A 20901-nucleotide genomic window follows, 5' to 3' on the forward strand; every position below is an offset into this window, starting at 1 on the left:
GGTGTCAGCATGTGCCTACTTTCCCCCTGCCGGGTGTCCGTAGATGCTGATATGGCCGAGCGCGAACGTTTCGTCCACTTTCTGACTGTCCGGGCCTGACAGTACGCCCGGCAGCGGGCCGCCTTCGTGAACTGCAGGCGGTCGCTCAGTGGCCTGAATCGTGCCCGAGATAGTTTGGGCGGCGATGTTGGCAACCGTCATGCACGCCGGTTCTCGGGTGGGGATGATGTTCTGTGTGATTTGGGTGCCGCCGATGCGCCACAGGATGCGGGTCACCAGACGATGCTCATTCCAGTGATCACGGCCGTTGGGTTCGATGAACTTGAATCCCGGCATCACACAAATCTTCGATACGACCACTGGCTGGTTGAAGCCAGCTTCAAGCACTGCGTGGTCGACGTTGAACAGGCGGGTGCATTCCCATGCCTGGGAATCGTCGGTACCGAATGCCAGTGAGGCGTCGGAATTGGGTGCCGCGCAGTACCCCTTTACCAGCTGGGGATGGAGGATGTCGTCAACCAGTGGGGCTGATGTTTCCGGTGGGACCGCTTCGGGCGGTGGTGCGTCAAGGGTGGTACCTGCATCGCGTCGACCAGTCAGCGCGATGACGACGACGATGATGACCAGCAGAATCAGGAACGTGGGGGCCGCGATCCTCAGCCACGCCGGCATTGCCGCCCACACGCCGGCTAGGGATCGCGACGGCGTGCTGGAAAACGGGGACTGCGGGGCAGGTGACGTGGTGAGTCCTTCAGTCGCTGCCATGTCTGGCGCCTGCGGCGGCGCAGGGTCGGCGACTGGTGTGATGTCTGCGACGTCGTCAGGCACATTGATGGGCTCGGGTTGCGGAGGGTGCCACAGCGCGAATCGGTCCTCCCAATCCGGGGTCGCCGCTTCGCTGGCTTCGTCGGGTTCATCAGGGGCATTGACAGGCGGCGGTGACGGGAATCCGGACTCAGCTCTTCCACCGCCGCCGTCAGCGCCGGGTTGTCGCGCTGGCCGATGGTCTAATGCCCAGTCCTCCAAGGGGGGCGGTGCTGGGAGGTCCATCGGAGGCGCCGGAGGTTCGGGCGACGGCAGGACCTCATTGACGAGGGCGTCGATAGCTTCGAGGCTTGCGTCGTCGCTGAGCGCCGGATTGGACAGCAAGTCATCGACCTGGGCATGGATGCGCCGCTTATCTGCTGCGCTCATGTCCTCTGGGTCGAGCGCGAAGCCCCCCTTTTGCGTCACTTCCGCACGTGCCTCCGGTCCGATGTATCAACTTGACTTTATGATAACGGCGAGTTGCTCACCTCATGGAAAGACACTTTCATCATGCCGCTCTTACCTCGAATTGAGTTCACCGCCACCGCGACACGGCGAGCTTTTTTCGCTACCGCGATCGCGGCTTGGTTGGCGCTTGCCCTGGTGGTCGTCGGCGGTGGTGTGGTCGCGGTGAAGTTTCGCGCGTTGCCCCGCCCGGTCGACGTGGATAACGCCATCAACGACTACATCCGTGCGGAGTTCTTTGCTCGGAACTTCCTGCTCGTGGCGATCGGAGGTGGCACCTCTGAGGCCGCCAAACTCGCGTCGATGACTACCAAGCCTGGGCAACCCACAATGAATCGCGACCCCTATACGGTGTTGAACATCGACCCCGTGCCGCCGGTTCTGCGCACTGCAGCGGGTAAGGAGACCGAGTGGGCATTGACCATGGCGGCCACAGTGATCAGGCCAGATTCGGGAGAGTCCGTGCGTTCGTATTACCGCGTCACGATGCTGCAAGCCGGTGGGGCATTCAAGGCACTGCTGTGGCCGCGGCCTGTCAACGACACTTCCCGTGCAGTCGAGGTCAAGTCCTACTACACCAACGGAATCGGGACCAACAGCCCGCTGGGGAAAAAGGTCGGCGAGTTCATGACCGCCTACTACGCTCCCCCGCCATCCCTTCCGGGCAAGCCACAGCCCGGGGGGCTCGGCAGCTTCGTGTCCTCAAACTTCACCGACACGGCGATCGCAGCGTCGCCCTATGCGACTATCGAGGTGAAAGCCATCAACGCCGCCAAAGACAGTCCCGACACTGCCACGGCGAAGCCTGGCACCACTGTCCACGTGCTCGTCACGGCGAAGGCCTCAGCGAGCGAGGACACCTTCAATATGATCGATGCTCCCCTGAAGATGATCCTCAGCAACAACAACCAATGGCTCGTCGACGGCTTCGACGAGCCCATCCACTTCGGCTCGGTGAGCTACAAATAGCGCTCAATCTCGTCGAGTCAGGCCATCTCCTCTGCGGTCAATGACCTGCTACCCACGATCAAACACCTTCCAAATTTCCGGACGGGAAACTGACGTTGCGGACTCGCAGCTCGATTGGGGTACGCAGATAGTCGATCCAGAAATATTTCGTCGGCACGGTGAAGGGACTGAATATCTCGTCGGTGCAGTACCGTTCCGGTTCGAAGCACCACCGCAGAAGCTTGGGGTCCGACACACGGCCGCGGCCGGTCATGGAGGCGACGCCACCAATGATGGAGTCCCAGCCGCGGATGCCGGTCAGACCGGGGTCGCGGTGGATGAAGTCCTGCGCGTCGGTGCCGTCGGCCCGCTGGCTGCCAAGCACCAGGTTCCGGAGAAGCCGTGCAGCGAAGTGCCAGTCCTCACCAGCCGAGATCATCTCCGCGAACTCAGCATAGGAGAACAGCGCAGCGGGACGATCTGCGGTGGCGGTCACGCTGTCCCCCTTTCTTGCTACCCGCGAGGCGCTCAGTTTATCAGCCCTGACCTGCTGTTTTCGGAACGGAACTATCCAGCGCCGCAGCGCCAAGACCCTCTCGGTCAGATGGCGCGTAGCCCCGTCAGGTCGATGACCCGCGGCAACCGCGCTGCTTAGGGAGCCGGGGCGGACGCTGCGGAGCTTGTGGGCGCCGATGCCGTCGACGTCGGCGAAGCTTGGTGTTCTGGCTCGGCAGGCGGGCCTGGCAGTGCCCAGCGGCCCGCGACTGTGGTGCGGGCCAGATCGAGCACAGGACCTCGCTCTGCGTTTAGGGGTGCGGCGATATCGGTAACCGCATTCACAGGGATCGCTGTGACGTTCACCTTGACGTCTGCGACGGAGTAATGGGTGATGCCGGAAGGGCCGATCTTGGCCGAGGCTTTCCCCACGGTGTAGTTGTCTCCATCCAGGCGCGCCTCAGCGGTGGGGGCCAGCGCGGTTGTCCACTTCACGGGCGGGTAGAACAGTTTGCCGTCCAGGAAGCTCGAGCCGATGTTGACCCAGCCCGGCTCGGGCGGTACCGGCCCGGTGACCCCGAGAGCTGTCCAGAATCGGACGTCGCCGCGCAGGTAGGTCACACCCGAGTCCAGCAGCGCATCGCCGCGAGTTCCGCCGGCGGTCACAGCGCCCGTCCCGGCCGCTAGGTCGTCGGTGTAGGACAGTTGTATCCCGAAGGTGTGCCCGTTGACCGTGATGGTGCCTGACGCTTTGTGGGCGCCGGTGCGTTGCGCTTCGAGCAGTGTGTTGATTCCTACGACCTCCAGTGCACTCAACGCGTGAGCCGTCGGCGTAGGCGGAGGCGCGGCGGGTGGTGGCGGTGCAGGATGGCGGGTCAGCACGAGCGTGGCCGCGGCCGTGGCGATAAGGGCAAGGATGCCCAGAGCCGGGTACATCAAGCGGTGCCACAGGGATGGGCGGGGCGCGCGCCAGCCGCTGCTGTCGGTCACCTTGGGGCTTTTCATAAAGCGGAGTTTACGGTTGCCTGGCGCGGCTGTGGCAGCGACACCAAGATGAAGGGCTTCTTCTTGGTATCAGGTGGTTCAGTAGCCGCCGTAGCCGGCGGCCATGCGTTCGGAGTGAAGGGCGTGGAGTCCGTTTCCGTCCGCTGACACGTGGTATTTGGCCATCATGTAGGAGATGGATGCCGAGACGTTCGCGACGGGATCGTAGATGTTGTTCGACGTGCCGGCGACGTGGTAGCGCGCGAACGTTTCGGGGATCACTTGGGCTAGGCCACGGCTGGATTGTGCTGGCGCTCCGTCACTTTGAATGGCGCCTACGGCGTTGTCGTCGATCCTGTTGACGGCATCGGCGCGACCGCTGCTCTCGTGCATGATCTGGTTGTACTGGATCTCGCGCCATATGGCGCGGACTTCCGGATTGGTGCTGATGCCGTTGTTGTCCAGCGACTTGTCGATCACTGCCAGGAGTTGGCTTTTGCTCAGTGTTCCCGCGCCGGTGGGTTGAAGTGCGGTGCCGGATGGAGGGAGCGGGGCTTTGCCGCCACCCTGTGCGCCCGGGGCGCCGGATGAGTGTTGATTTGCGCCTGCGATCAAGCGTGCGAGCGCTGCAGGTGCGAGGTTGACCATCGGCGTCGAGGTGGGCATCGGCATTTGGGGGGCGGGCATTGCCGGCGCCGGCATCATTGGGGCGGGTGCGGGTGCCTGAGCGAAGGGGTTGGCTGCTCCTTGGGGTTGACTTAGCGCGTCGCGTAGCGCCGCAATGCCGCCGGGGCCGATGCCTCGGGTGCGTGCGGCGCTGTTGCGGTCGCTTTCGCCGAGGGCGTTGACCGCCCGTTTGCCCTTGTCTAGATCTTCGTCGGCAGCGTCGATATGGCTGCGGGTCGTCTCGTTGTGGCCGTGCAGTGCCCGGGAGATGGCCGGGTCCTCGATGCCGGTTGGGTCGTGATCAAGGATGTTTTCGCGGTGATCACGCAGTGTCGATTGCGCCTGGGTGTAGGCGGTATGGGTGCCTGACTCGTCGACGCGGATATTTGCGAAGTCTGGTACTTCAGTCATGGCGGACCTGTTTCACCGCTTAGTTGCCTGGTGGCACGGAGCCGGGATCGAGACCGGGTTGTCCGGTGTGCTGGCCGGGTGCCAGGCCGGGGTTGGTGGCTTCGGTCGTCGGTGGGCCCTGTGGTGCGGCTGGCGGGATCTGGGCAGCGGTCTGCTGCACTTGGCCGGTGGCTGGCGCCCCGTCGTCGGCCAGGTGGAACATTCCCTGGTGGGGGCCGTCGAACACGGCGACCTGGTCGAGTGGTTTGACTTCGCCCTGTTCGTTGATGGCCATCGCCTGCCCGTCAACTACGCCGAGGAAGACCCCGTTGCGGTTGTTGGCACCCATGATGACGTCACCGGGTTTGAGGTCATTGATGCCTGCGACCGGGGTACCGATGTCTTGGCCGGGGGGCGGCAATTTGTAGCCAGCTTCTGATGCGGCCTGTTGGATGCTCTTGTGCCCGATACCGTCAGTGCCGGACAGGTTGTGTACCAAGGCAGCGGCCTTCGGGTTGTCGAATGTCCACTTTCGGCCACCGACCTCGGTGGTGTTGGTTGCCGCGGCCGGGTTTTCTGGGGTTGCTGCGGCCCGTTCGGTGGCCGGAGGGGTTTTCCCGCCGGTGCCTGGCGTGCCCACCGGCGTTCCCAGTCCGGACTCGCCCGGGGCTTTCTTCGCGTCGTCGACGGGTTTCTTCTTGTCGTCCAGCGCCTTTTTCAGCTCATCCTTATCGATCGGCTTGGGATCGAAGTTCATGGGCTTAGCGCCGGCGCCCGCACCGGGCACCTGCGGCATTCCTCCGAGGCCGGGCACCTGCGGCATACCTCCGAGGCCGGGCATTCCCGACCCCATTCCAGGGGCGGCGTTACGCAGTAGCGACGCGAGGTCCTTGGCGGGATCGGCAGGTTTGCCCCCGGCCGGTGCCGTGGTACCCGGCAGCGACGAGGCCGCCGGCGTCTGGCTGGCCGGCGGGGTCTGCGGGGTGACATGGCTGACGTCGTCGCCACTGTGTTGACGCTGCGAGGTGGGTGCGGTTGCCAAGTTGGGTTTGATCACGAACGGGTCGGCCGCGGCCGCCAGTTTTTGGGCGATGCGTTCCATGTCGTCGGTTGCCGTCTTGAGTTCTGCAGTCGAGTCCGACATATTGCCGGCGTTGACGTGGTTCGTCCAGAAGGGGATCAAGCCGCTGGTGGAGTTGCTGATCTCCTGCCGGTTCTTCAGGTTGATACCGCGAAACGCCTGATATGCGTTGTTGGCGGCCGTGGCGCCGGCCATCAACTGTGCACCGATCGCAGGCAGAACCGTTGACTGGAAGTCGGCGAGAGCCTCCACACCAGATTTAGTGTTGGTCCATGCCTGAGCGACGTATGGCTCACTGGCGGCAGATTGGTACACGTTGGTCACGGCCTCAACGACCTGGGTGAGCTGAGCGTTCAACGCGTTGACCTTGTCAGCGACCGAACCGAAGTCGCTGAGCGTGGAAACGGTCGGCGAGTCGGTTGGCCACACATCATCGGGATTCAGGCCGAACGCGGCCGTGTTGGTACGGCACATTCCGTGGTCCATCTGCTCGATGGTGACGTCGCGATTGCCGTCGTTCGTCAACGGAAGGAAATGGGTTCGCGGCGGTGCCGGCGGAGCGTTGAGCTCCGGGGCAGCGCTGCCGCCACCAATTGTTGAGGCGATCAGGTTGTTGAAGGCCTTCCGACCGTCAGTGTCGATCAACCACATCGCGACGGAGATACCCGACCCCAGAACAGGAAGCGTCACCGTACCGGCACGCAGCAACGTCATCGCCAGCGCTTTCCCGCCCAACGCAGCGCCGCGTTTCGCGGCCAGCACACCGCCCTCACGCACGGCCGCAGCCGCACCCTTTTCGGCGAAAATCCGTGACATTGTGTGTTCGGCGTCCTTGACCGCCGCCTTTCCGGCCGCCGAAGGCGGAGGGTCGGCCAACGCAACCCGGGCCGCAGGATCCGGCCTGGCCGCTGGCGCGTTCGCGTGCGCCTCACCGGCGGGATTCGGCGAAGCCGGAGGATTTTGCATCGACACCGTGGGGTTATCCATCGGGCTACCGACAGAACCATCCAAGCTCGTCTGCGGGGCGGTCTGAGGTGCGCCGGCCTGAGGTGCGCCAGTAGGCGCCCCGCCGGAGGCCGGAGCGGTCGGAGACGCAGCTGGAGCACTGGGCGTGGGCGTGGCACTGTGCACCGTATCGGGCACGCCGCCGCCAGCACTCGGACCATTGCCGGCGTAGCGCTGCAGGGCCTCATTGACCCTGTCGGCGCCGACGACCCGCTGCAACGAAAACGCCCCACCGAACGCAGCACCTGGATCGAGCCCCGCCCGAATCACGTCGTGAAAGATCGTCGAATGGCCGCCGCCGACCATACCGGGGATTTCCGCGAGATGCGGCGGCGTCAGCGATCCGCCGTTTCCTGGATACGGTGTCGATGTAGTCATTGCGCTTTCTCAATTCCCCCCGGTTAGATGCTTCTCGTCGCGTCCGATAATTCCGCTGGTAGCGCGTTCCACATCTATGTCGGCTCCAGAGAAATCTGGATCCCTATTGATGATAGGGCTGCCGTTCTTACTTTTGCCTGAAGCAGCGCCGCGTGATCCCGACATCGGAGCCATCGGCGCCATCGGGGCACCCGCTCCCCCACCGCCGGCGCCTGTGCTGGACCCGGCGGCACCCGGTGGGGTTGCAACCGTGAACGGGTTCGCTGGTCTTCCGGAGACATCGGCGGCCGTGTGCACACCGGACAAGGTTGGGGTGGCAGGCAACGATCCCGATGAGAGGTGGGTTTGTCCCTCACCGGGCGTCATACCGTCGTCGAGCTGTCTCTCACCCCATTTACTGCTGTTGCCGCCGCTGTCTGGCTCGAGCGCATCCAGCAGCGCAGCCGGATCAACTGCCCCAGCAGGAGTTGTTGCCGCAGGATCCGCGGCCGGGTTGACCGACATCGGCGCGCCGCCCATCGGCAGCTGTGGGCGAGGCAGCTGCCCGAGTGTTGAAAGAAGTGCGGCCAGAGGATTGCCACCGCCCAAGCCCGGCAGGTCCGGGGCGTCCGGTAGGTCTTTAGTGGCGTCGTCGAGGGTGGTCGCGAGATTGTTCTCCCCATGCTCGAACTGCTCCTGCACAGCCTGCTTTTGCGCCAACAGGTCCGACAGTCGCTGGACGGCTGCTTGCACGTCTGCCTGACTGCCAGTCCCGTCGGCTGCCGCGGACGCCGCAGCGATCACCGCCTGCTGGGCCGCGCTGATCTCTGCATCGGTGGGCATTTGTGCGTCGCGGACCGCGAGCAGAGCAGCGCGATCGCGGACCGCCTGCGACACCGCACGAGCAGCATCAGCAACAGAATCAAGGTGTGTGCCTCGCTTGGCAAGGGCGGCCCGCACAGCGTCGGCCGCATCCCCGTGCGACGAGGGGTCCAAGCCGATCCCGGCGAGAATCTCGCGCACCTCGTCGAGGGCTGCGCTCATCTGGTCAGGGGTGTCGGGCATCCGGCTATCCAGTCGTCGGCGGTGGTCGGTTCTAGCCTAATCGGCGGACGTAGTCGCTGTGCCAAGCGTTGAAGGCGTTGATCACTACGGCGTTGATCAACGCCGCGGCGTCGGGTGGTGGTAACTGGCACACCGAGTCGGCCAACTTCAGGTCGGCGACACGGCCCCTCCACACCAGTGCCATCACCGTCGGGGCTACGGGATCGTTGAGGTGGATACCCACGGCTTCGTCATAGGCCGCCCGCCGGCGCTCGTCGACGGCTTCCAGCTCCGCGATACTGGCGCGTATCTCGTCCAACACCGGGTACATGCGCTTTGGCCCCCCTGCCTTGTCGCGAATTCGGATTCTGATCGGCCCCAAGCCTAGGCCGGGTCAGCGGCCGGCGGGTGTCAGCGCGGCCAATGTGGGGCGTTTCGTTTTCTGATGCTGGAAATCGGCCTAAAATCCACGGCGCGTTGCCCTGAAACCCTTGCGTAGCGGGGTAGCCGGGCTACACTTTCTCGCACAGGGGGTGCCGGGTTTTAGTTGAGAAACCGCACCCACACATAGTGCGAACAGAGAGGTTTCTCAATGCAAAGCGTCATCAAGTTGACCCACGACCAGATGCGGCAGATCTCGTCTTCTGGCATGTCGGCATGCGACGACTACAGCGGCCACACCCGCCACATCACGTCGATCGCCGAGGAACTGGCCTCCACGCACATGCAGGGCGGTCTGGGTGTCGCGATCTTCGGTAAGGCCACCGACATGCAGGCGACTGCTGACCGGCTCGTGCAGCTTCAGACCGACAAGTACCAGGGAGTCGGTCAGTTCGCCGACATGTCCGAAGATGCCATCCATCAGGGTGCAGCGCGGGTCGCGGCGATCGCCGCGATGTGATCTGACGGTAATCCGACCACCAACGACATCAGGGAGACGACATGACGGATTTCATCCTGCACAATGACGCAGGTATCGCTGGCGGGCTGGCCGGCATTCACTCGGCCCTGGCCTCCAAGCAGGACCTGGACGGCCACATGCAGACCCTTTATGGGCAGCTCGGCGACAACAACGCCGGTTCCGGTGTTGACTCGGGTCTGGAGTTCTCGCAGCTGGCCACGCAGCAGCGTGCCCAGGAGCACGAGCTCATCGGCTTGCTTCACCAGGCGGCCGGCCAGGGCCACGAGGACCTCGTCCATACGGACCAGATGGCTCGCGGACTGCTGGGCGGCTAACGCTCGATCTGTTCATCGCTCAAAGGCCCCCGCGTATGGCACGTGGGGGCCTTTGGCGTAGCGGGGAGCCTGCCGACGCGGGGCCGCAAAATTTGTGTGGGCGTTTAGGTGTCGGCCTCCAGGGGCCTCCGATCTGCGCTGCTAGCCTAAACTTGACCGTAAGAAATGTGTTTGTCTGGAGGGCACCCACTATGGCGATTCCCGTGTTGTTTTCGGCCGAGCTATTCCCTTGGAATGATCTCAAGGTGGACATGCTCGAAGAGTCGATCAAGTCTTTGAACGCCGAACTGCGCGCGTTCTTTTCGGACAAGGTTGATCTTGGCGGCTCAGTGCCGGATGGGAAGGATAACCTCACCGAGGTTGACACCGTCTACGGCACGGACAGCGACAAGGTTGCGACGGTCCAGGCGACGGTCGTGATCGGTTTCAAGGGGCTTGATGACCTCAGCGAAGCTCAGAAGCTCGCGGACTCTTTCTCCAGTACGCGATTCAAGTACGTCAAGGCCGAGGTAGTAGACCCGGCCAAGGTTCTCGCACCGCCGGTCAGCTAAGGCCGTTCGCCCTCGTGGGCTCCACTGATGACGTCCACGAGGGTCCCGATCGGCCCCTCCCCCTCCCTCGTGGCCCTGTCCGGTTCCTCGTGGTGATCAGGTGCTGGCATCAACGCTTGGCCAACTCGTCGAGATTACGATCGGCCCACGGCTCGCTGAACGCCCCAATACGGGGATGTTCTCGCATCCAGCGGTCATGGGCTTGGCATCGTCGCCGCATGTTCTCGGTGTCGAGCAATGTCTCAATTCAGGCACTGATAGGACTGATGGGCACGGTTACCGACGCCGCTCATAGGTGCGTTTCACTGCGGCGGCCGGGTCTGCGGCGAATTCCTCGATACGCGCACGGTCGGGCGCCGGGAGCGCAAGGTAGCTCGCCTGTGCCGCCGGCATGACCACGGCTGGTTCCAGACCGCGGCCGTCTGTGCGGACCATCTCGCTCATACCGCCACTGTACGTTCTCACCGAATCTGGGGCATTCTCATTGATTTTGGGGCAGGTGACCTTGAGGCCCCACGCTGACCTCGCTTCGATCGCGAAGTTCGGCGTCACCGGTCCCACGGATCCAGGCATCGCACGCCGAGAGGCTGGAAGTGCCGGATATTGCGGGTCACGACCACCTTGTCGGTGGATTCTGCGACCGCGGCGATGACGGCGTCGGCGTACGAGGCATGTTCGGGTACCCGATAGGTGGCCAAAATGCGAGCTGCTGGCAGGTCGAAGGGCAGCACTCGGCCGTCGAAGGTGGGCAGTACTCGGGCCTCGAACCATCTGCGTAGCACCTCGCCTTGAGTGGTGTCCGTCCGTTCCTTGGCGATGACGCCGCGTTCGATCTCGGCGATGGTGTTCGCTGCGACGAACAGCTCGGCTGGTGGGACCGATACCGCCCACGCGCGTGCCTCAGGGTTGCGGTCGGGTTTCCGTAGGGCCGACACCACGTTGGTGTCGAGGAGGTAGGTCACAGCTCCGGGGTCCGGGCGGTCAGGGGGAGGCGCTCCGGCTCGAAGTCGAAGTCGCTGTCGGGGCTGTCGTCGGCAAGCAGGTCGACAATCGTGACCTCTTCTTCTGACACCCCTGAGGTAAGGATCGCGCGGGCTTCGGCCTCGACGGAGTGGTGGTGCCGTTTGGCGCGTGCCTGCAACGCGGCCTTGGTGCCCGCAGGTAGGTTGCGGATCAGGATTTGCTCCATAATCACCTCCGATATCACGCTGATGATATCAGCAATGGTGCAATCCAACGCGTTCGTAATGCCCCGCCCACCAGTGGGTTGGCCGCCGAATGAGAATGCCCCAGATGCGGTCAGAGCGGACAGCCACGCTACCCATCGAGGTCGATCCCCAGAAAGGTAGCGTCGCTGCTGCCCGATTCCCAGGGGCCCATCCCCTGACCCCTTCATAGGCCCGAGTGTCCACCTCGGCGCGCTATGTCGACTTTCCCCTTGGCGGGTTATTTCGTCACGTGACAGCTGAGAGCGAACGTGCACACTTCGGGCAGTAGTCACGTCGGTGTGACCCGTTGCTGCCCTCGGACCTCCAGCCGCGCGCGTGGCGGGCCGCGGAGCTGTGCTCGGGGACTGTTTCGTCGGCGTCTTCGACCGTGCCGCAGGCTTCACCGTCACAGCGGATCACGGTTGGCTCGGACAGTTCGGTGGTACTGAGTCGGTGGTGGGGTGCCGGGTGCCGGTGCCGGGCGGCGTTGAGTTTCACGGTCAGTGCCCGCTCCCCCGGTGGCCAGATCTCAGGGGCTGGGTCTGCTTCGGTCGGCGTCGACAGCTCCCGAGCGTTGTCTTCGGCTGCCGGTTCTGGTGCTGTGTAGACCAGGTGGGGTCGGTGAGATGTGGCCGGCTCTGGCTCGCTCGGGTTGGGTGCGCACCGCGACAACGAGAGCAGTGCCATCGTGGTCTGTGCGATCGAGAGGTCGATGACCAGCGGCCACAGCCACGCCAGCGATGCGCGTATTCCGGCGGCGACAGCAAGGTCACGTAGCGCGTCGAAAGACAGGATGAAGGCGCAGACTGCCAGGCCGATGGTCATCATCATGGCGCACCAGTAGATGAACCCAGCGGCCGCGCGAACCCGCACCAGCACGGCTACTCCGTGGGTGGATGCCAGCAGGACGGCCGGCGGGACCATGGCGACGGCGGCAGCGATCGGGGCCGTTCCGTGGGTGGCATTAAGGATGGCGTGGGTGACATTTCCCGCGACCGATGCGCAGGTCGCGAGGATGAGCACGGTCCAGAAGAAGCGCTTCGCGCGGCGCTGGTCGGCGTCGTCTCCAAGGCGAGGTGATCGATCAGCGGGCGCGGCCGAATCACGCGGGTGTATGGCGACGGCTGGCGTGGTCATGGTGGGCTTCCCTCGGTTTGATGGGTGGCGATCCTGCAGGCTGCGCAGCGCGGCAGGAGTCATGGCGGGTGGGTTTTCCGTCAGCGTCTGGGTTGAGCCAGTGAGGGGTGCTGACTATGCGGCTCAGTGGCGAATCGCGGTCAGTGGGTCATTCCTCCCACGGGCCGTTGGCAGTAAGCCAGTCCCTCAGGGCCAGTTCAACGATGTGGTTCTGGCTGTATTTCTTCTGCTGCCGGTAGCTGTGGATGATGCTGGCCCGCCCGAGTTCGTCGATGAGGTCGGGGTCAAGGCGGTAGTTGACCTGCTTTTTCGCGCGTTCTTTGTGAGCCACCGCTTCGCTCGGTTCCGGTGGTGGTACGGCAGCAGGCCGGGGTCGCGGCGGTGCCGGCGGCGGCTCGGGCGCTGTTTGGGCTTGGTCGATCAGGCTGGACACGGGGTGGTCCCCGCGTGCCGGGGCGAGTACGCGCTTACGTTCTAGGCTCATGGTCCTTAGTCCTTCGTCCGATGGTTGACAATTGGGAGTTCTTTGTAGAGGTCGATGAAGGCGTTGCCGAGTACTCGCGCACCGTTGCCCTTCATGGAGTGGATCGGTTGAGAGAGTCCGTTGGCATCGCTCCAGGCTGCGCGTTTGGGGATTACGGTTCGGGCGACGAGGCCGCCGTTGTCGAGGTTTCCGTAGTAGTCGCGGATCTCTTGCTCACGGAAGTCTTGTTCTCCGGTGTTCTCTCGGCGAGTGATTACGATCCCGGCGACCTCGAGGTTGGCGTTGACGCGTTTGCGCACGAATTCGGTCGTGTCTTGCACGTTCTTGATGCCGCCCAGGCCGTCGGTGCTTGCCTCTGTGACGTAGACGACCTGGTCAGCTGCCACGAGTGCTCCGACCAGTAGGCGTCCGACGCTGGGTGGGCAGTCGAATATCGCGGCGTCGTATTCGGATAGATCGCAGGTTTCGAATGCTGCGCGGAGTCGGAAGATGACATCGTTGGCGCCGTCGAGGTCCCGGTTTGCCAGTTCGAGGGTGGCCGGGATGAGGTCGATGCCGGGCCACGGGGTTTTGGTGATGGCGTCGAGTGCTGTCCCTTCTTGGAGGTCGACGAGTAGTTCGTTTGCCGTGGCGACCTCTGCGAGGTCGTCTTGGGTCACCCCCAGTCCGCGTGTCAGGTTGCCCTGCGGGTCTAGGTCAATGGCGAGGATGCGGTGGCCTAGGGCTGTGGCTGCACTGCACAGCCCCAGTGTCGTGGCGGTCTTGCCGACGCCGCCCTTCTGGTTGGCGATAGCCGTCTTTTTCATGCGTTGCTCTCCTGGCTACTCAATGAAGCACTGCTTGCCCGACTAGCGACGGCAGCGGTACTTGCCGCGCTCCATGTGGTTGCTCTCCTAGCACTGCTAGCAGTGCTTGTATAGCATCGCTTTCATAGCGATACATGGCACCGTACCGCGCAGTCCCGCATCTCATCGCATTCAGTGCAGTATGTTGCGGCGTGTCGCTTGGCAATGTGTGCATGTCGCTGCACTGCTGCGCGATGCGGGCCTTGCGTTGTATTACGACTCGATGTGATGCACCGTCCAGCACCGCACTGCGCACTGCCGCATAGCTCTGCGCTGCATCGCACCGCCCTGCGGTGCTGGTAGCCGCGTTGCTCTGCATCTTATTGCCCTCCTGTGCTGGCCGATGTACCGCCCAGCACGCCATCAGAATGCGCCCCTCCGCTACGTAGAGCGGTGCACGACACAACTACGCACTGCTTTTCTTGTCAGCGCATCACGGGGGCTGGTAACGCACCGGTAGGTCATACCTAGCGCTGCTTGCACTGCTTGCGCTGCTATCGCCGCTACGCCCTCAAGCATGCGGGCACGACGTCCGGCCCCGCGCTTTCCGCTAGGCAGCTTGATTCACTCACTGACACACTTAGTGAATGGGTAAACGATTCAGCCTTCCAGTGGTGCGTCGCGGCCAGGTGCCACTCACACGGGACGACCTCGACGCCCTACACGAGCTCTCCGACAGCGACAGCCGTCAGGCGCTGTCCGACCTAGCTGCCGTCCCAGATGGAGATCTCTCCGAAAGCGCGGTACTGCACGCACTCCTGGAAGTCGGTATCCGTACCGTGCGCGACCTGCGCGCCGAGTTGGGCTACGCCCAGCTCGCCGCCGTTGCGCCAGCGCGGGACGCCGCCGACCGGCCAGGGCCGATGAACCGTGATGGCGCCACTACAGCGCTGCGTTATCTACGCGGACGCCGCGGCCTACGGCCTGCAGATCTCGCAGGCAGCACGGATTTCCGGCCGCCGCGAAGGAGATCAGTCACCGCGGGCGGAGTCGAAGTGCCAGGGGGAGGGGGTCGGCTCGACGACCAACGTCCGCCCCTCACCGGGGCAGTTCACCTCGGCGACTATCTCGCCGTCTTGGCAGCGTAGGCGGATCTCTCGATCGCCGACGAGCCACCGCGCATACTCGTTGCCCTCAACGAGCGGCCCACCCACCGTCGTGGCATTGATGCAACCGGCGTAAAACACGGTGCACACCCTGCTAGAGCCGGGAACCAGTTTTTGGACGTGCAAAGTGACCACGCCCAGATACTACCCATAGATTCGCACACCCGTTCGATTCGCAAAAGCGCGTGAGTTGAGCAAGCTCGCAGACGCCTCACTGTCGGAACCGGTGGCGCGCTACTGACCGATCGGGCTTGAGAGCGCGTCAGGCGGCGTCTTTCCCGTCCTCGCCAGGCGTGAGCAGGGGAAAGGACTCAACCTACCGATCCCCAGTTACTTAGGCTCGGTAGGCGCAGCGCGGGTCGGGGTTGGATATTTGATGTCACCAGTTGGTCGATGATCGCCCGGGATTTGCCTTCGTCGCGGGCGAGCACGCACCATCCGGAGGTGATGGAGTTGTTTTCTCCCACGCCGGTCCAGCGGCCGTACAGATAATCGTCGCCGGCAGGAAGCCAGAGGAACACGCCTTGACGGCTTCGGGTGGCCCCGCCGGGTGGCCGGTACCAGCCGATAGCGACTTCACCGCCAAACAGGCGCAGCTCGCCGCGCCAGCCTGTATCAAGCAGCAGCGATTCGCCGGCGCGGAGCGCCGTCACGGTATGGAGGTCGATCTCAGAGGAGCGATCGAGCCCGCCCTGCCAGGTCGCCCACCACTGTCCGTTGAAGTCGATCGGTTTCGGTTCAGTGCCGGCCAAGACCGACAGCCTGATGTCCAGGGCTTCGGCGATCGCCGTCGCGGCGGCAAGGGTGAGTTCCAGTTCGCCGGACTCGTAGCCCTGGTATTCGGTCAGCGGGCAACCGGCCGCGGCGGCCACCCGCGTTTGCGGCAATCGCAGCTCCAACCTGCGGGAATGGATGATGTCAGCGACCACCGACACCTTCGTAGAGCTTTCGAGCTGCTCGGCCGGCTGGATTTGGCCCGCCATTTCCGCCAGCGAGATGTCCAGGGCTTCGGCGATCGCGCGCGCAACCGTCAACTGAGGCTCTCGTTCACCGGTTTCATACCGTTGGAACGTCTGCTTGGGGATGCCGGCCTTGCGGGCGAGCTCGGTCTGCGACAGGCCCAGCTCTGCGCGTTTGGAGCGAATGGCATTCGCCCACACTGCGTCGCTCATGAGACCGCGCTTATGGTTGCTGACCAGTCATAGACACGCTCGTCAAGCGCACGGACGGCGGCAGTGGGGGCCCATTCTTCGAGGGTGTTGCGGACAATTTTGATGCGGTCGGCGATTCCCCCGTACCAGTCGACGCCCATCTCATCCAGGGCTTTCGTCAGCATCTGGCAGGCCTTGTCGGGCTCCCTGGTGAGCGCGGCGACTGCGGCCAGGTCGCAGTAGACGACGGCCCGCTGCTTGACGGCGTCGGCCGGAAGTTCACGCAACACGCCTTCTAGGGTCACCCGCGCTTCGACTGATCGGCCCGCAGCCAGCAGCGTGTTGGCCTTCAACGCGCCGAGGCGGTCGATCGAGAACCAATCAAGCCATGCCGGGGTGTCTGCTGTCGCGGAATAGGTCTGTTCCGCGCGTGCAACGAGGGACAGGGCGCGATCGGGGTTTCCTAACCGTGTTTCCACTTCTGATTCGACGGCATCGAGCCACGCGCTCAGGATGGCGGGGTCTCCGGCGCGCCGCAGGAAGGTGCGGGCCATCCGCATTTTCTCCCGCGACGCTGTTGCCCTGCTGGGGTCGCCGGTGAACGCGGGCTCGAACGCCATGTGGGCCAGAATCGCCGCGGCGATCTCGTGGTCGCCGGCCTCGTGCGCGCATTCCAGTGCGCAGACGAAGCTGTGTTTGGAGGACTCGGGTTCTTGCAGGTCGAAAAACTGGATGCGGCCGACCAGCAGCCATGATTCCGCCGCTGCGGCCGCGAAGCGGGCTCGTTGATCGCCGGGGACAGCGCTCAACAGCGTCATCCCGAGTTCCGCATGGCGCGACAGGGTGGGCTGGAGGATTGGGGCTGGGACCGACCAGTACAGGCGCCGGTAGATAGCGGTCAGCGCCTCGTACTCGGCGGTGACGGTGTGGGGGAGGGGTGCCCGAAGGAGGTGCCGCGCGGCTGGTTGTGTGGTGGGTACGCGGCTGGGCGGTGTCGGTCCGAGCGGTGGAGGGGTGGCGTCACTGTTGCGTCGGCGCGGGGTGAAGCCCAGATCCTCGATCGGTCGTGTGAAAAGTGCTTCGAGTACTTGGATGTGGGGGCGGTGGGGCCACGGGGGGGTGGCTGATTCCCAGCGTCGGATCGTCCTGGTTGTGACCGACAGGTCCCCGATACCTAGCTCGACAGCTGTGGTGTTGAGGGCGTCGACGAAGTCTGCTTGCGACGACAGGCCAAGGCTTTCGCGGGCGGCCCGCAGGCGGACATTTCCACCGGTCGCTCCGGTCATACATCACATGATACGTCCAGGTCAGAGAGGCACCTAGCGTCCCAAACGGACAAGATAGCGCCGAATCTTGTCCCTTTTTGGAGTATTCATGTCCGCCGAGTGGCCCCATCTGGTCGTCACACGGGAGCAAAAATCAGCACTGACTCTATTTGGGTGTTGACGGCGTCCCTTTTTAGGGATTACAGTCAGCATCCATACGGCGACACTCAACACACCAGAGGGAAGCCGGAACCAAGAACTCGGAAACGAGGAGGCGGTACCAATTCAAAACTGACGCTTGCGACCCCCCGGCAGAGCGACATCTAGACACCCTGTCGGATCGGTCCGATGAACCTCAGAAAGTGGCGAGCCCCCGGTGAACAGGGGGGTAGTCACCGAGGGCCAGCCATGATCCATCGCTCCGAGCGAGGTGCGAACTCGTTCGGAACTCCACAGGGGAAATTGTCTTGTACGACGCCAATCAGCTTAGCCCATCGCAGGATCCATCACTGCGAACCGACACCGGGCGTGCCCGATCAAATTCGCCATACACCCCGCTCTCGCTGGCTCCGGACAGCTCGCTCGATGAGCTGGACCGCTGGCAGGAGCGCGCACTGTGCGCCCAGACCGATCCCGAATCGTTCTTTCCTGAGAAGGGCGGTTCCACCAAGGAGGCCAAGAAGGTCTGCCTGGGATGCGAAGTGCGCACGCAATGCCTGGAGTACGCCCTGTCTCACGATGAGCGTTTTGGTGTCTGGGGCGGACTGTCCGAGCGAGAGCGTCGCCTTCTGAAGAAGGGCCAGCTTCTTACGGTCGACACAAGGCGGGCCGGATGATGGCCGCGACAGCATCACCCTGGCGGGCGGGCCGGCAACATACCGGAATCGACGGAGTCATCAACGCCCTCGAAGCGGGACGCATGACAGCACTTCGGTCGTGGGAAAAGGACCGCTGCGACATCTACCATTGCGCCAAGCGGGCGTGGAAGGCCCAGGGACAGATCGTTCCGCTCGCAGCGATCATCCTGCAGCTGCGCCGCTGCGTAGCCGATGGTCATCTCCTCGCTTTCAACGACGTGGAAGGGCGTACCCGCGAAGACATCGCCGCGGTGTTCTCTACAGCCCGCGATGCGTTGCAAACCCACAAGCCTGAACTCACTGCCCACACGGAAGGTGCAGTGGCATGAGTTCAATCGAGCTGAGGTGTCGCCGGCGGCTGGGGGGGCTCCCGCCGGCGACGCCTCCGCCACCTGCGGTCGGCCGGAGGTCGACCCCCGAGTCTGCTGTTCACCGGTGGAGGGGGCCGGTGAACAGCATCATCTTGCAACGCCGCCGGCGGGGGGAGGTCCCGGCCCCGGCGGCCGGGATCGCCGGCGGCGTTGCACTACCGGCCGTATCCCGCCGCGACGCGGCATTATCGCCGGAGGCGTCGCGATGATCCCCGGCCGCGACGACGTGCCGGACTGCTTCACGGCCGCCAACGAAGAACGCTCCAAGCGGGCCGCTGCCCGGCAAGCAGAAGCCGCTCGCGCCGCGCTCGAGGTTCTGCGCGCTCATGGTCTATCGCGCCCCTTGTCCACGACGCCGGTGTGGCGGGCTCGGTGGGTCGATGTCTTACGTCACCGGGCATCCGATGATTCCGCATCGCTCGGCCAGCTCGCGGCGACCATGTTGCCGCCGATGACGAAGAACGCCTTCGCTGGACAGCTCGCCCGCGCGTTTCGTTTCGCGCAGTCGGTTGCTGGGCCAGCAAACAACGGCGGGCCGGCTACTTGGCGGCCCGGATGTGTCGGCACCTCTTCATACACTTCGCGCACAGGCGATCCGGTGGGGGAGTCCGGCGTCTACCCGATCGGAGTTGGCCGCGTCAGTTACGCGACAGGGGGGAATGGGAGATGACTGGGGGGAACCGCATGTATGTCTGCGCGGCCAGGGATTTACAGCTGGGTGATATAGCGCTTTTGGAGGGTGATGTGCAGTCCGTCATCCGAGACAAGCGGGTCGTTGACGGCGACACCATCACCGTGACTGCCGAGCCCCTCGGTAGCGGCAGACCACGGCCGTTCACGACCGCGCTCGACGATGGCTACCGGGTGGTTCGCCATGCCTCCTGACTCGGCAGTTCTCGCCAGATCGGATCAGCCCCATGCTCTGGTGGCAACGTTCGTGCCTACCGCCGGCGGTGCTTGCTCGGCCTGTAAGGGGTCGACTCCGGAGGGTATCGACATCTGCACCACATGCTTGACCGCATATGGTCTCCCGTGGCCTGGTGGTCCGCTGTCATGACTGTGTACGTCGATGACATGCGGATGCACGCCACCGTTGGCCGTATCACCGCGCGATGGTCACACCTGATGGCTGATACCGACGCTGAACTCAACGAGTTCGCGGCGCAACTCGGCCTCAAGCGGTCTTGGGCACAGTATCCAGGGACCTGGAAATCCCATTACGACGTGACAGAAACCGTGCGGGCCAAAGCAATCCGTCTCGGCGCCGTTCAGATCAAGTACGCCAGCGACGAGTCCGTCATGTTGTTGCGAGCGAAGCGGATCGCGGCCGGCGAGGTTGCGGGCACACCAGCCCCGGCCGGCACGCGGGCCGGGCGATAGGGGGGTCGTCTCATGTCCGGGGGTCATCTGCACTTGCCGTTCGGCTTAGGCGCAAGCACCGAACACTGCGTCGCGAGCTCGTGCGGTAGGTACCGGTACCGGCTGACCCAGCAATGGGATAGTTCAGAGCCATTGTTGGGCTGCATCCTCCGTAACGACTGGAATTCCCGCAAGCGGCACGCGGCGGGCCCGGTAGGACGTATGTGTCAGCTCGCGAGGTCGTGGGGGTACGGCGGCGTCGACGTCGGTTACCTTTACGGGTTCGCCGCTAAGGACGCCGCCGAACTGTGGCGTCAGCGGGATCCAGTCGGCGAGGAGAACGACGGACATCTCAGCGCGATCGCACACGAACGCGACCTGGTCGTGCTCGCCTGGGGACAGCAGGTCGGAGCGCAGCGGGCCCGTGAGGCCACCGGTGTGCTGTGGCGCGGTGTTGTCGATCACGGCGGGTCGTTGGCCGTGCTCGGATGGGCGGCCGGCGGCGCACAACCGCTGCCTGCCACGGATGCACCAGAATCCGCTGTTCCGCTGTGCCTTACACCGCAGCTCCATCCGGGAGTTGCGTCGTGGAGCGTACCCGGCATGCATGATCGGCGTTTCAGTGAGCTGATCGGGGGAGCGGCGTGATCTTGCGAGCACCGCGCAGCCCACGGGCCGGGAACGTCACCGACATCGCCGCGTTTCGTAGCCGCACAGCGCCTGGAGCCGGCGTACATAACCGTCGCCGGGGGGCCGGCACAGGTGGCCAAGGGTCTAGCCGGATGATCGAGGCGGCTCTGGATACCGACCTGACCAGCGACGCAAAACTGTTCGTGTTGTGCTGGATGGCGCTCGATTCCTCTCCATCAGCTGCCGTCGTCACCGGAGATGACGCGCCGTCTGGGCCTCGCGGGTTTGTTCGCGCAGCTCGTCTGGCCAGTGGGCTGAGCGGTTCTGGTGCTCTGCGGTGGGTGTGTGCCGTCATTGCCGGCGTCGTACCGCCAGCTGGCCCGGCCCTCAACGAAGGCGGCCGTGGTTCTGTGTGCCGGCCGGGCGATGCATTGTCGCGCTACATAGACGCGGACTGGG

At 64.2% G+C, this 20901-nt stretch carries 25 protein-coding genes; 8 read left to right on the forward strand and 17 right to left on the reverse strand.

Annotated elements, in window-relative coordinates; genetic code table 11:
* Window positions 1-15: 15 nt before the first annotated feature.
* The gene (locus AC5Y36_RS02725) at window positions 16-1194 is read right to left on the reverse strand and encodes a hypothetical protein (protein ID WP_500039313.1); all 1179 of its coding nucleotides are present in this window, start codon (window positions 1192-1194) and stop codon (window positions 16-18) included.
* A gap of 123 nt (window positions 1195-1317) precedes the next feature.
* Here AC5Y36_RS02725 and AC5Y36_RS02730 point away from each other — a divergent pair, with 123 nt between their 5' ends.
* Window positions 1318-2241, forward strand: coding sequence for a hypothetical protein (locus AC5Y36_RS02730; RefSeq protein WP_500039314.1), 924 nt, complete (start codon window positions 1318-1320; stop codon window positions 2239-2241).
* 58 nt (window positions 2242-2299) lie between these two features.
* Here the strand turns inward: AC5Y36_RS02730 and AC5Y36_RS02735 are convergent, their stop codons facing one another.
* From AC5Y36_RS02735 to AC5Y36_RS02760, 6 genes are all read right to left on the reverse strand, one after another.
* The gene (locus tag AC5Y36_RS02735) at window positions 2300-2716 is read right to left on the reverse strand and encodes a hypothetical protein (RefSeq protein ID WP_500039315.1); all 417 of its coding nucleotides are present in this window, start codon (window positions 2714-2716) and stop codon (window positions 2300-2302) included.
* A 155-nt stretch (window positions 2717-2871) separates the two neighbouring features.
* Window positions 2872-3720 (reverse strand): hypothetical protein, encoded by an 849-nt coding sequence (locus AC5Y36_RS02740; RefSeq protein WP_500039316.1) that lies wholly within the window; start codon window positions 3718-3720, stop codon window positions 2872-2874.
* A gap of 78 nt (window positions 3721-3798) precedes the next feature.
* On the reverse strand, window positions 3799-4776 hold the full coding sequence (locus AC5Y36_RS02745) for a transglycosylase SLT domain-containing protein (RefSeq protein ID WP_500039317.1): 978 nt from the start codon (window positions 4774-4776) through the stop codon (window positions 3799-3801).
* 19 nt (window positions 4777-4795) lie between these two features.
* Window positions 4796-7219, reverse strand: coding sequence for a hypothetical protein (locus AC5Y36_RS02750; RefSeq protein ID WP_500039318.1), 2424 nt, complete (start codon window positions 7217-7219; stop codon window positions 4796-4798).
* Between the two features lie 9 nt (window positions 7220-7228).
* Window positions 7229-8263 (reverse strand): hypothetical protein, encoded by a 1035-nt coding sequence (locus AC5Y36_RS02755; RefSeq protein WP_500039319.1) that lies wholly within the window; start codon window positions 8261-8263, stop codon window positions 7229-7231.
* A gap of 31 nt (window positions 8264-8294) precedes the next feature.
* Window positions 8295-8573, reverse strand: coding sequence for a hypothetical protein (locus AC5Y36_RS02760; protein ID WP_500039320.1), 279 nt, complete (start codon window positions 8571-8573; stop codon window positions 8295-8297).
* 261 nt (window positions 8574-8834) lie between these two features.
* On the opposite strand from AC5Y36_RS02760, the gene AC5Y36_RS02765 reads away from it, so the two are divergent.
* The 3 genes from AC5Y36_RS02765 (at window position 8835) to AC5Y36_RS02775 (ending at window position 10029) form a co-directional block, all read left to right on the forward strand.
* The gene (locus AC5Y36_RS02765) at window positions 8835-9143 is read left to right on the forward strand and encodes a hypothetical protein (RefSeq protein WP_500039321.1); all 309 of its coding nucleotides are present in this window, start codon (window positions 8835-8837) and stop codon (window positions 9141-9143) included.
* Window positions 9144-9184: 41 nt separating this feature from the next.
* On the forward strand, window positions 9185-9478 hold the full coding sequence (locus AC5Y36_RS02770; protein WP_500039322.1) for a hypothetical protein: 294 nt from the start codon (window positions 9185-9187) through the stop codon (window positions 9476-9478).
* Between the two features lie 191 nt (window positions 9479-9669).
* Complete coding sequence (locus AC5Y36_RS02775) at window positions 9670-10029, forward strand: hypothetical protein (RefSeq protein ID WP_500039323.1); 360 nt, start codon at window positions 9670-9672, stop codon at window positions 10027-10029.
* 276 nt (window positions 10030-10305) lie between these two features.
* On the opposite strand, the gene AC5Y36_RS02780 is transcribed toward AC5Y36_RS02775, so the two are convergent.
* The 8 genes from AC5Y36_RS02780 to AC5Y36_RS02815 all read right to left on the reverse strand — a co-directional run bounded on the left by AC5Y36_RS02780 (window position 10306) and on the right by AC5Y36_RS02815 (window position 17246).
* On the reverse strand, window positions 10306-10473 hold the full coding sequence (locus AC5Y36_RS02780; RefSeq protein ID WP_500039324.1) for a hypothetical protein: 168 nt from the start codon (window positions 10471-10473) through the stop codon (window positions 10306-10308).
* 104 nt (window positions 10474-10577) lie between these two features.
* Entirely contained in the window at window positions 10578-10991 is a 414-nt protein-coding gene (locus AC5Y36_RS02785) for a type II toxin-antitoxin system VapC family toxin (RefSeq protein ID WP_500039325.1), read from the reverse strand.
* A complete protein-coding gene (locus tag AC5Y36_RS02790) occupies window positions 10988-11218 on the reverse strand; it encodes a FitA-like ribbon-helix-helix domain-containing protein (protein WP_500039326.1) in 231 nt (76 codons plus the stop codon). Before AC5Y36_RS02790 ends, AC5Y36_RS02785 begins: the two co-directional genes overlap by 4 nt.
* A gap of 265 nt (window positions 11219-11483) precedes the next feature.
* Complete coding sequence (locus AC5Y36_RS02795; protein ID WP_500039327.1) at window positions 11484-12374, reverse strand: DUF2637 domain-containing protein; 891 nt, start codon at window positions 12372-12374, stop codon at window positions 11484-11486.
* 148 nt (window positions 12375-12522) lie between these two features.
* Window positions 12523-12807: a hypothetical protein gene (locus AC5Y36_RS02800; RefSeq protein ID WP_500039328.1), complete on the reverse strand. Its 285-nt coding sequence runs from the start codon at window positions 12805-12807 to the stop codon at window positions 12523-12525.
* Between the two features lie 56 nt (window positions 12808-12863).
* Window positions 12864-13664, reverse strand: a complete 801-nt coding sequence (locus AC5Y36_RS02805; protein WP_500039329.1) for a ParA family protein — start codon at window positions 13662-13664, stop codon at window positions 12864-12866.
* Window positions 13665-15120: 1456 nt separating this feature from the next.
* The gene (locus AC5Y36_RS02810; RefSeq protein ID WP_500039330.1) at window positions 15121-15981 is read right to left on the reverse strand and encodes a helix-turn-helix domain-containing protein; all 861 of its coding nucleotides are present in this window, start codon (window positions 15979-15981) and stop codon (window positions 15121-15123) included.
* Complete coding sequence (locus AC5Y36_RS02815; protein ID WP_500039331.1) at window positions 15978-17246, reverse strand: helix-turn-helix domain-containing protein; 1269 nt, start codon at window positions 17244-17246, stop codon at window positions 15978-15980. The genes AC5Y36_RS02810 and AC5Y36_RS02815 overlap by 4 nt, the downstream gene beginning before the upstream one ends.
* 488 nt (window positions 17247-17734) lie before the next feature.
* Between AC5Y36_RS02815 and AC5Y36_RS02820 the strand changes: the two genes are divergently transcribed.
* Entirely contained in the window at window positions 17735-18061 is a 327-nt protein-coding gene (locus tag AC5Y36_RS02820) for a WhiB family transcriptional regulator (RefSeq protein ID WP_500039372.1), read from the forward strand.
* Complete coding sequence (locus tag AC5Y36_RS02825; protein ID WP_500039332.1) at window positions 18058-18411, forward strand: hypothetical protein; 354 nt, start codon at window positions 18058-18060, stop codon at window positions 18409-18411. The genes AC5Y36_RS02820 and AC5Y36_RS02825 overlap by 4 nt, the downstream gene beginning before the upstream one ends.
* Before the next feature lie 100 nt (window positions 18412-18511).
* Here AC5Y36_RS02825 and AC5Y36_RS02830 read toward each other — a convergent pair whose 3' ends face one another.
* Window positions 18512-18781: a hypothetical protein gene (locus AC5Y36_RS02830; protein ID WP_500039333.1), complete on the reverse strand. Its 270-nt coding sequence runs from the start codon at window positions 18779-18781 to the stop codon at window positions 18512-18514.
* Window positions 18782-19161: 380 nt separating this feature from the next.
* On the reverse strand, window positions 19162-19329 hold the full coding sequence (locus AC5Y36_RS02835; RefSeq protein WP_500039334.1) for a hypothetical protein: 168 nt from the start codon (window positions 19327-19329) through the stop codon (window positions 19162-19164).
* A 177-nt stretch (window positions 19330-19506) separates the two neighbouring features.
* On the opposite strand from AC5Y36_RS02835, the gene AC5Y36_RS02840 reads away from it, so the two are divergent.
* Together AC5Y36_RS02840 and AC5Y36_RS02845 are read left to right on the forward strand one after the other, a co-directional pair.
* Window positions 19507-19833 carry a DUF4031 domain-containing protein gene (locus tag AC5Y36_RS02840; protein WP_500039335.1) on the forward strand — a complete coding sequence of 109 codons (327 nt, stop codon included), beginning with the start codon at window positions 19507-19509 and terminating at the stop codon, window positions 19831-19833.
* A 12-nt stretch (window positions 19834-19845) separates the two neighbouring features.
* Window positions 19846-20460: a DUF1643 domain-containing protein gene (locus AC5Y36_RS02845; RefSeq protein WP_500039336.1), complete on the forward strand. Its 615-nt coding sequence runs from the start codon at window positions 19846-19848 to the stop codon at window positions 20458-20460.
* Window positions 20461-20901 lie beyond the last annotated feature (441 nt).

The organism is Mycobacterium sp. NGS50, assembly GCF_059812545.1.

Coding starts and splice junctions, on each gene's coding strand:
- AC5Y36_RS02830 (WP_500039333.1), bottom strand. CDS start 18,781: ATGAGCGCGCAGAACCTCGAGCGCGGCGCGAGCGGCTTCTGCTTGCCG.
- AC5Y36_RS02840 (WP_500039335.1), top strand. CDS start 19,507: ATGACTGTGTACGTCGATGACATGCGGATGCACGCCACCGTTGGCCGT.
- AC5Y36_RS02760 (WP_500039320.1), bottom strand. CDS start 8,573: ATGTACCCGGTGTTGGACGAGATACGCGCCAGTATCGCGGAGCTGGAA.
- AC5Y36_RS02750 (WP_500039318.1), bottom strand. CDS start 7,219: ATGACTACATCGACACCGTATCCAGGAAACGGCGGATCGCTGACGCCG.
- AC5Y36_RS02770 (WP_500039322.1), top strand. CDS start 9,185: ATGACGGATTTCATCCTGCACAATGACGCAGGTATCGCTGGCGGGCTG.
- AC5Y36_RS02815 (WP_500039331.1), bottom strand. CDS start 17,246: ATGACCGGAGCGACCGGTGGAAATGTCCGCCTGCGGGCCGCCCGCGAA.
- AC5Y36_RS02745 (WP_500039317.1), bottom strand. CDS start 4,776: ATGACTGAAGTACCAGACTTCGCAAATATCCGCGTCGACGAGTCAGGC.
- AC5Y36_RS02725 (WP_500039313.1), bottom strand. CDS start 1,194: ATGAGCGCAGCAGATAAGCGGCGCATCCATGCCCAGGTCGATGACTTG.
- AC5Y36_RS02810 (WP_500039330.1), bottom strand. CDS start 15,981: ATGAGCGACGCAGTGTGGGCGAATGCCATTCGCTCCAAACGCGCAGAG.
- AC5Y36_RS02845 (WP_500039336.1), top strand. CDS start 19,846: ATGTCCGGGGGTCATCTGCACTTGCCGTTCGGCTTAGGCGCAAGCACC.
- AC5Y36_RS02825 (WP_500039332.1), top strand. CDS start 18,058: ATGATGGCCGCGACAGCATCACCCTGGCGGGCGGGCCGGCAACATACC.
- AC5Y36_RS02790 (WP_500039326.1), bottom strand. CDS start 11,218: ATGGAGCAAATCCTGATCCGCAACCTACCTGCGGGCACCAAGGCCGCG.
- AC5Y36_RS02775 (WP_500039323.1), top strand. CDS start 9,670: ATGGCGATTCCCGTGTTGTTTTCGGCCGAGCTATTCCCTTGGAATGAT.
- AC5Y36_RS02730 (WP_500039314.1), top strand. CDS start 1,318: ATGCCGCTCTTACCTCGAATTGAGTTCACCGCCACCGCGACACGGCGA.
- AC5Y36_RS02755 (WP_500039319.1), bottom strand. CDS start 8,263: ATGCCCGACACCCCTGACCAGATGAGCGCAGCCCTCGACGAGGTGCGC.
- AC5Y36_RS02740 (WP_500039316.1), bottom strand. CDS start 3,720: ATGAAAAGCCCCAAGGTGACCGACAGCAGCGGCTGGCGCGCGCCCCGC.
- AC5Y36_RS02795 (WP_500039327.1), bottom strand. CDS start 12,374: ATGACCACGCCAGCCGTCGCCATACACCCGCGTGATTCGGCCGCGCCC.
- AC5Y36_RS02835 (WP_500039334.1), bottom strand. CDS start 19,329: ATGGCGAACCACCCGGTAGCCATCGTCGAGCGCGGTCGTGAACGGCCG.
- AC5Y36_RS02780 (WP_500039324.1), bottom strand. CDS start 10,473: ATGAGCGAGATGGTCCGCACAGACGGCCGCGGTCTGGAACCAGCCGTG.
- AC5Y36_RS02765 (WP_500039321.1), top strand. CDS start 8,835: ATGCAAAGCGTCATCAAGTTGACCCACGACCAGATGCGGCAGATCTCG.
- AC5Y36_RS02805 (WP_500039329.1), bottom strand. CDS start 13,664: ATGAAAAAGACGGCTATCGCCAACCAGAAGGGCGGCGTCGGCAAGACC.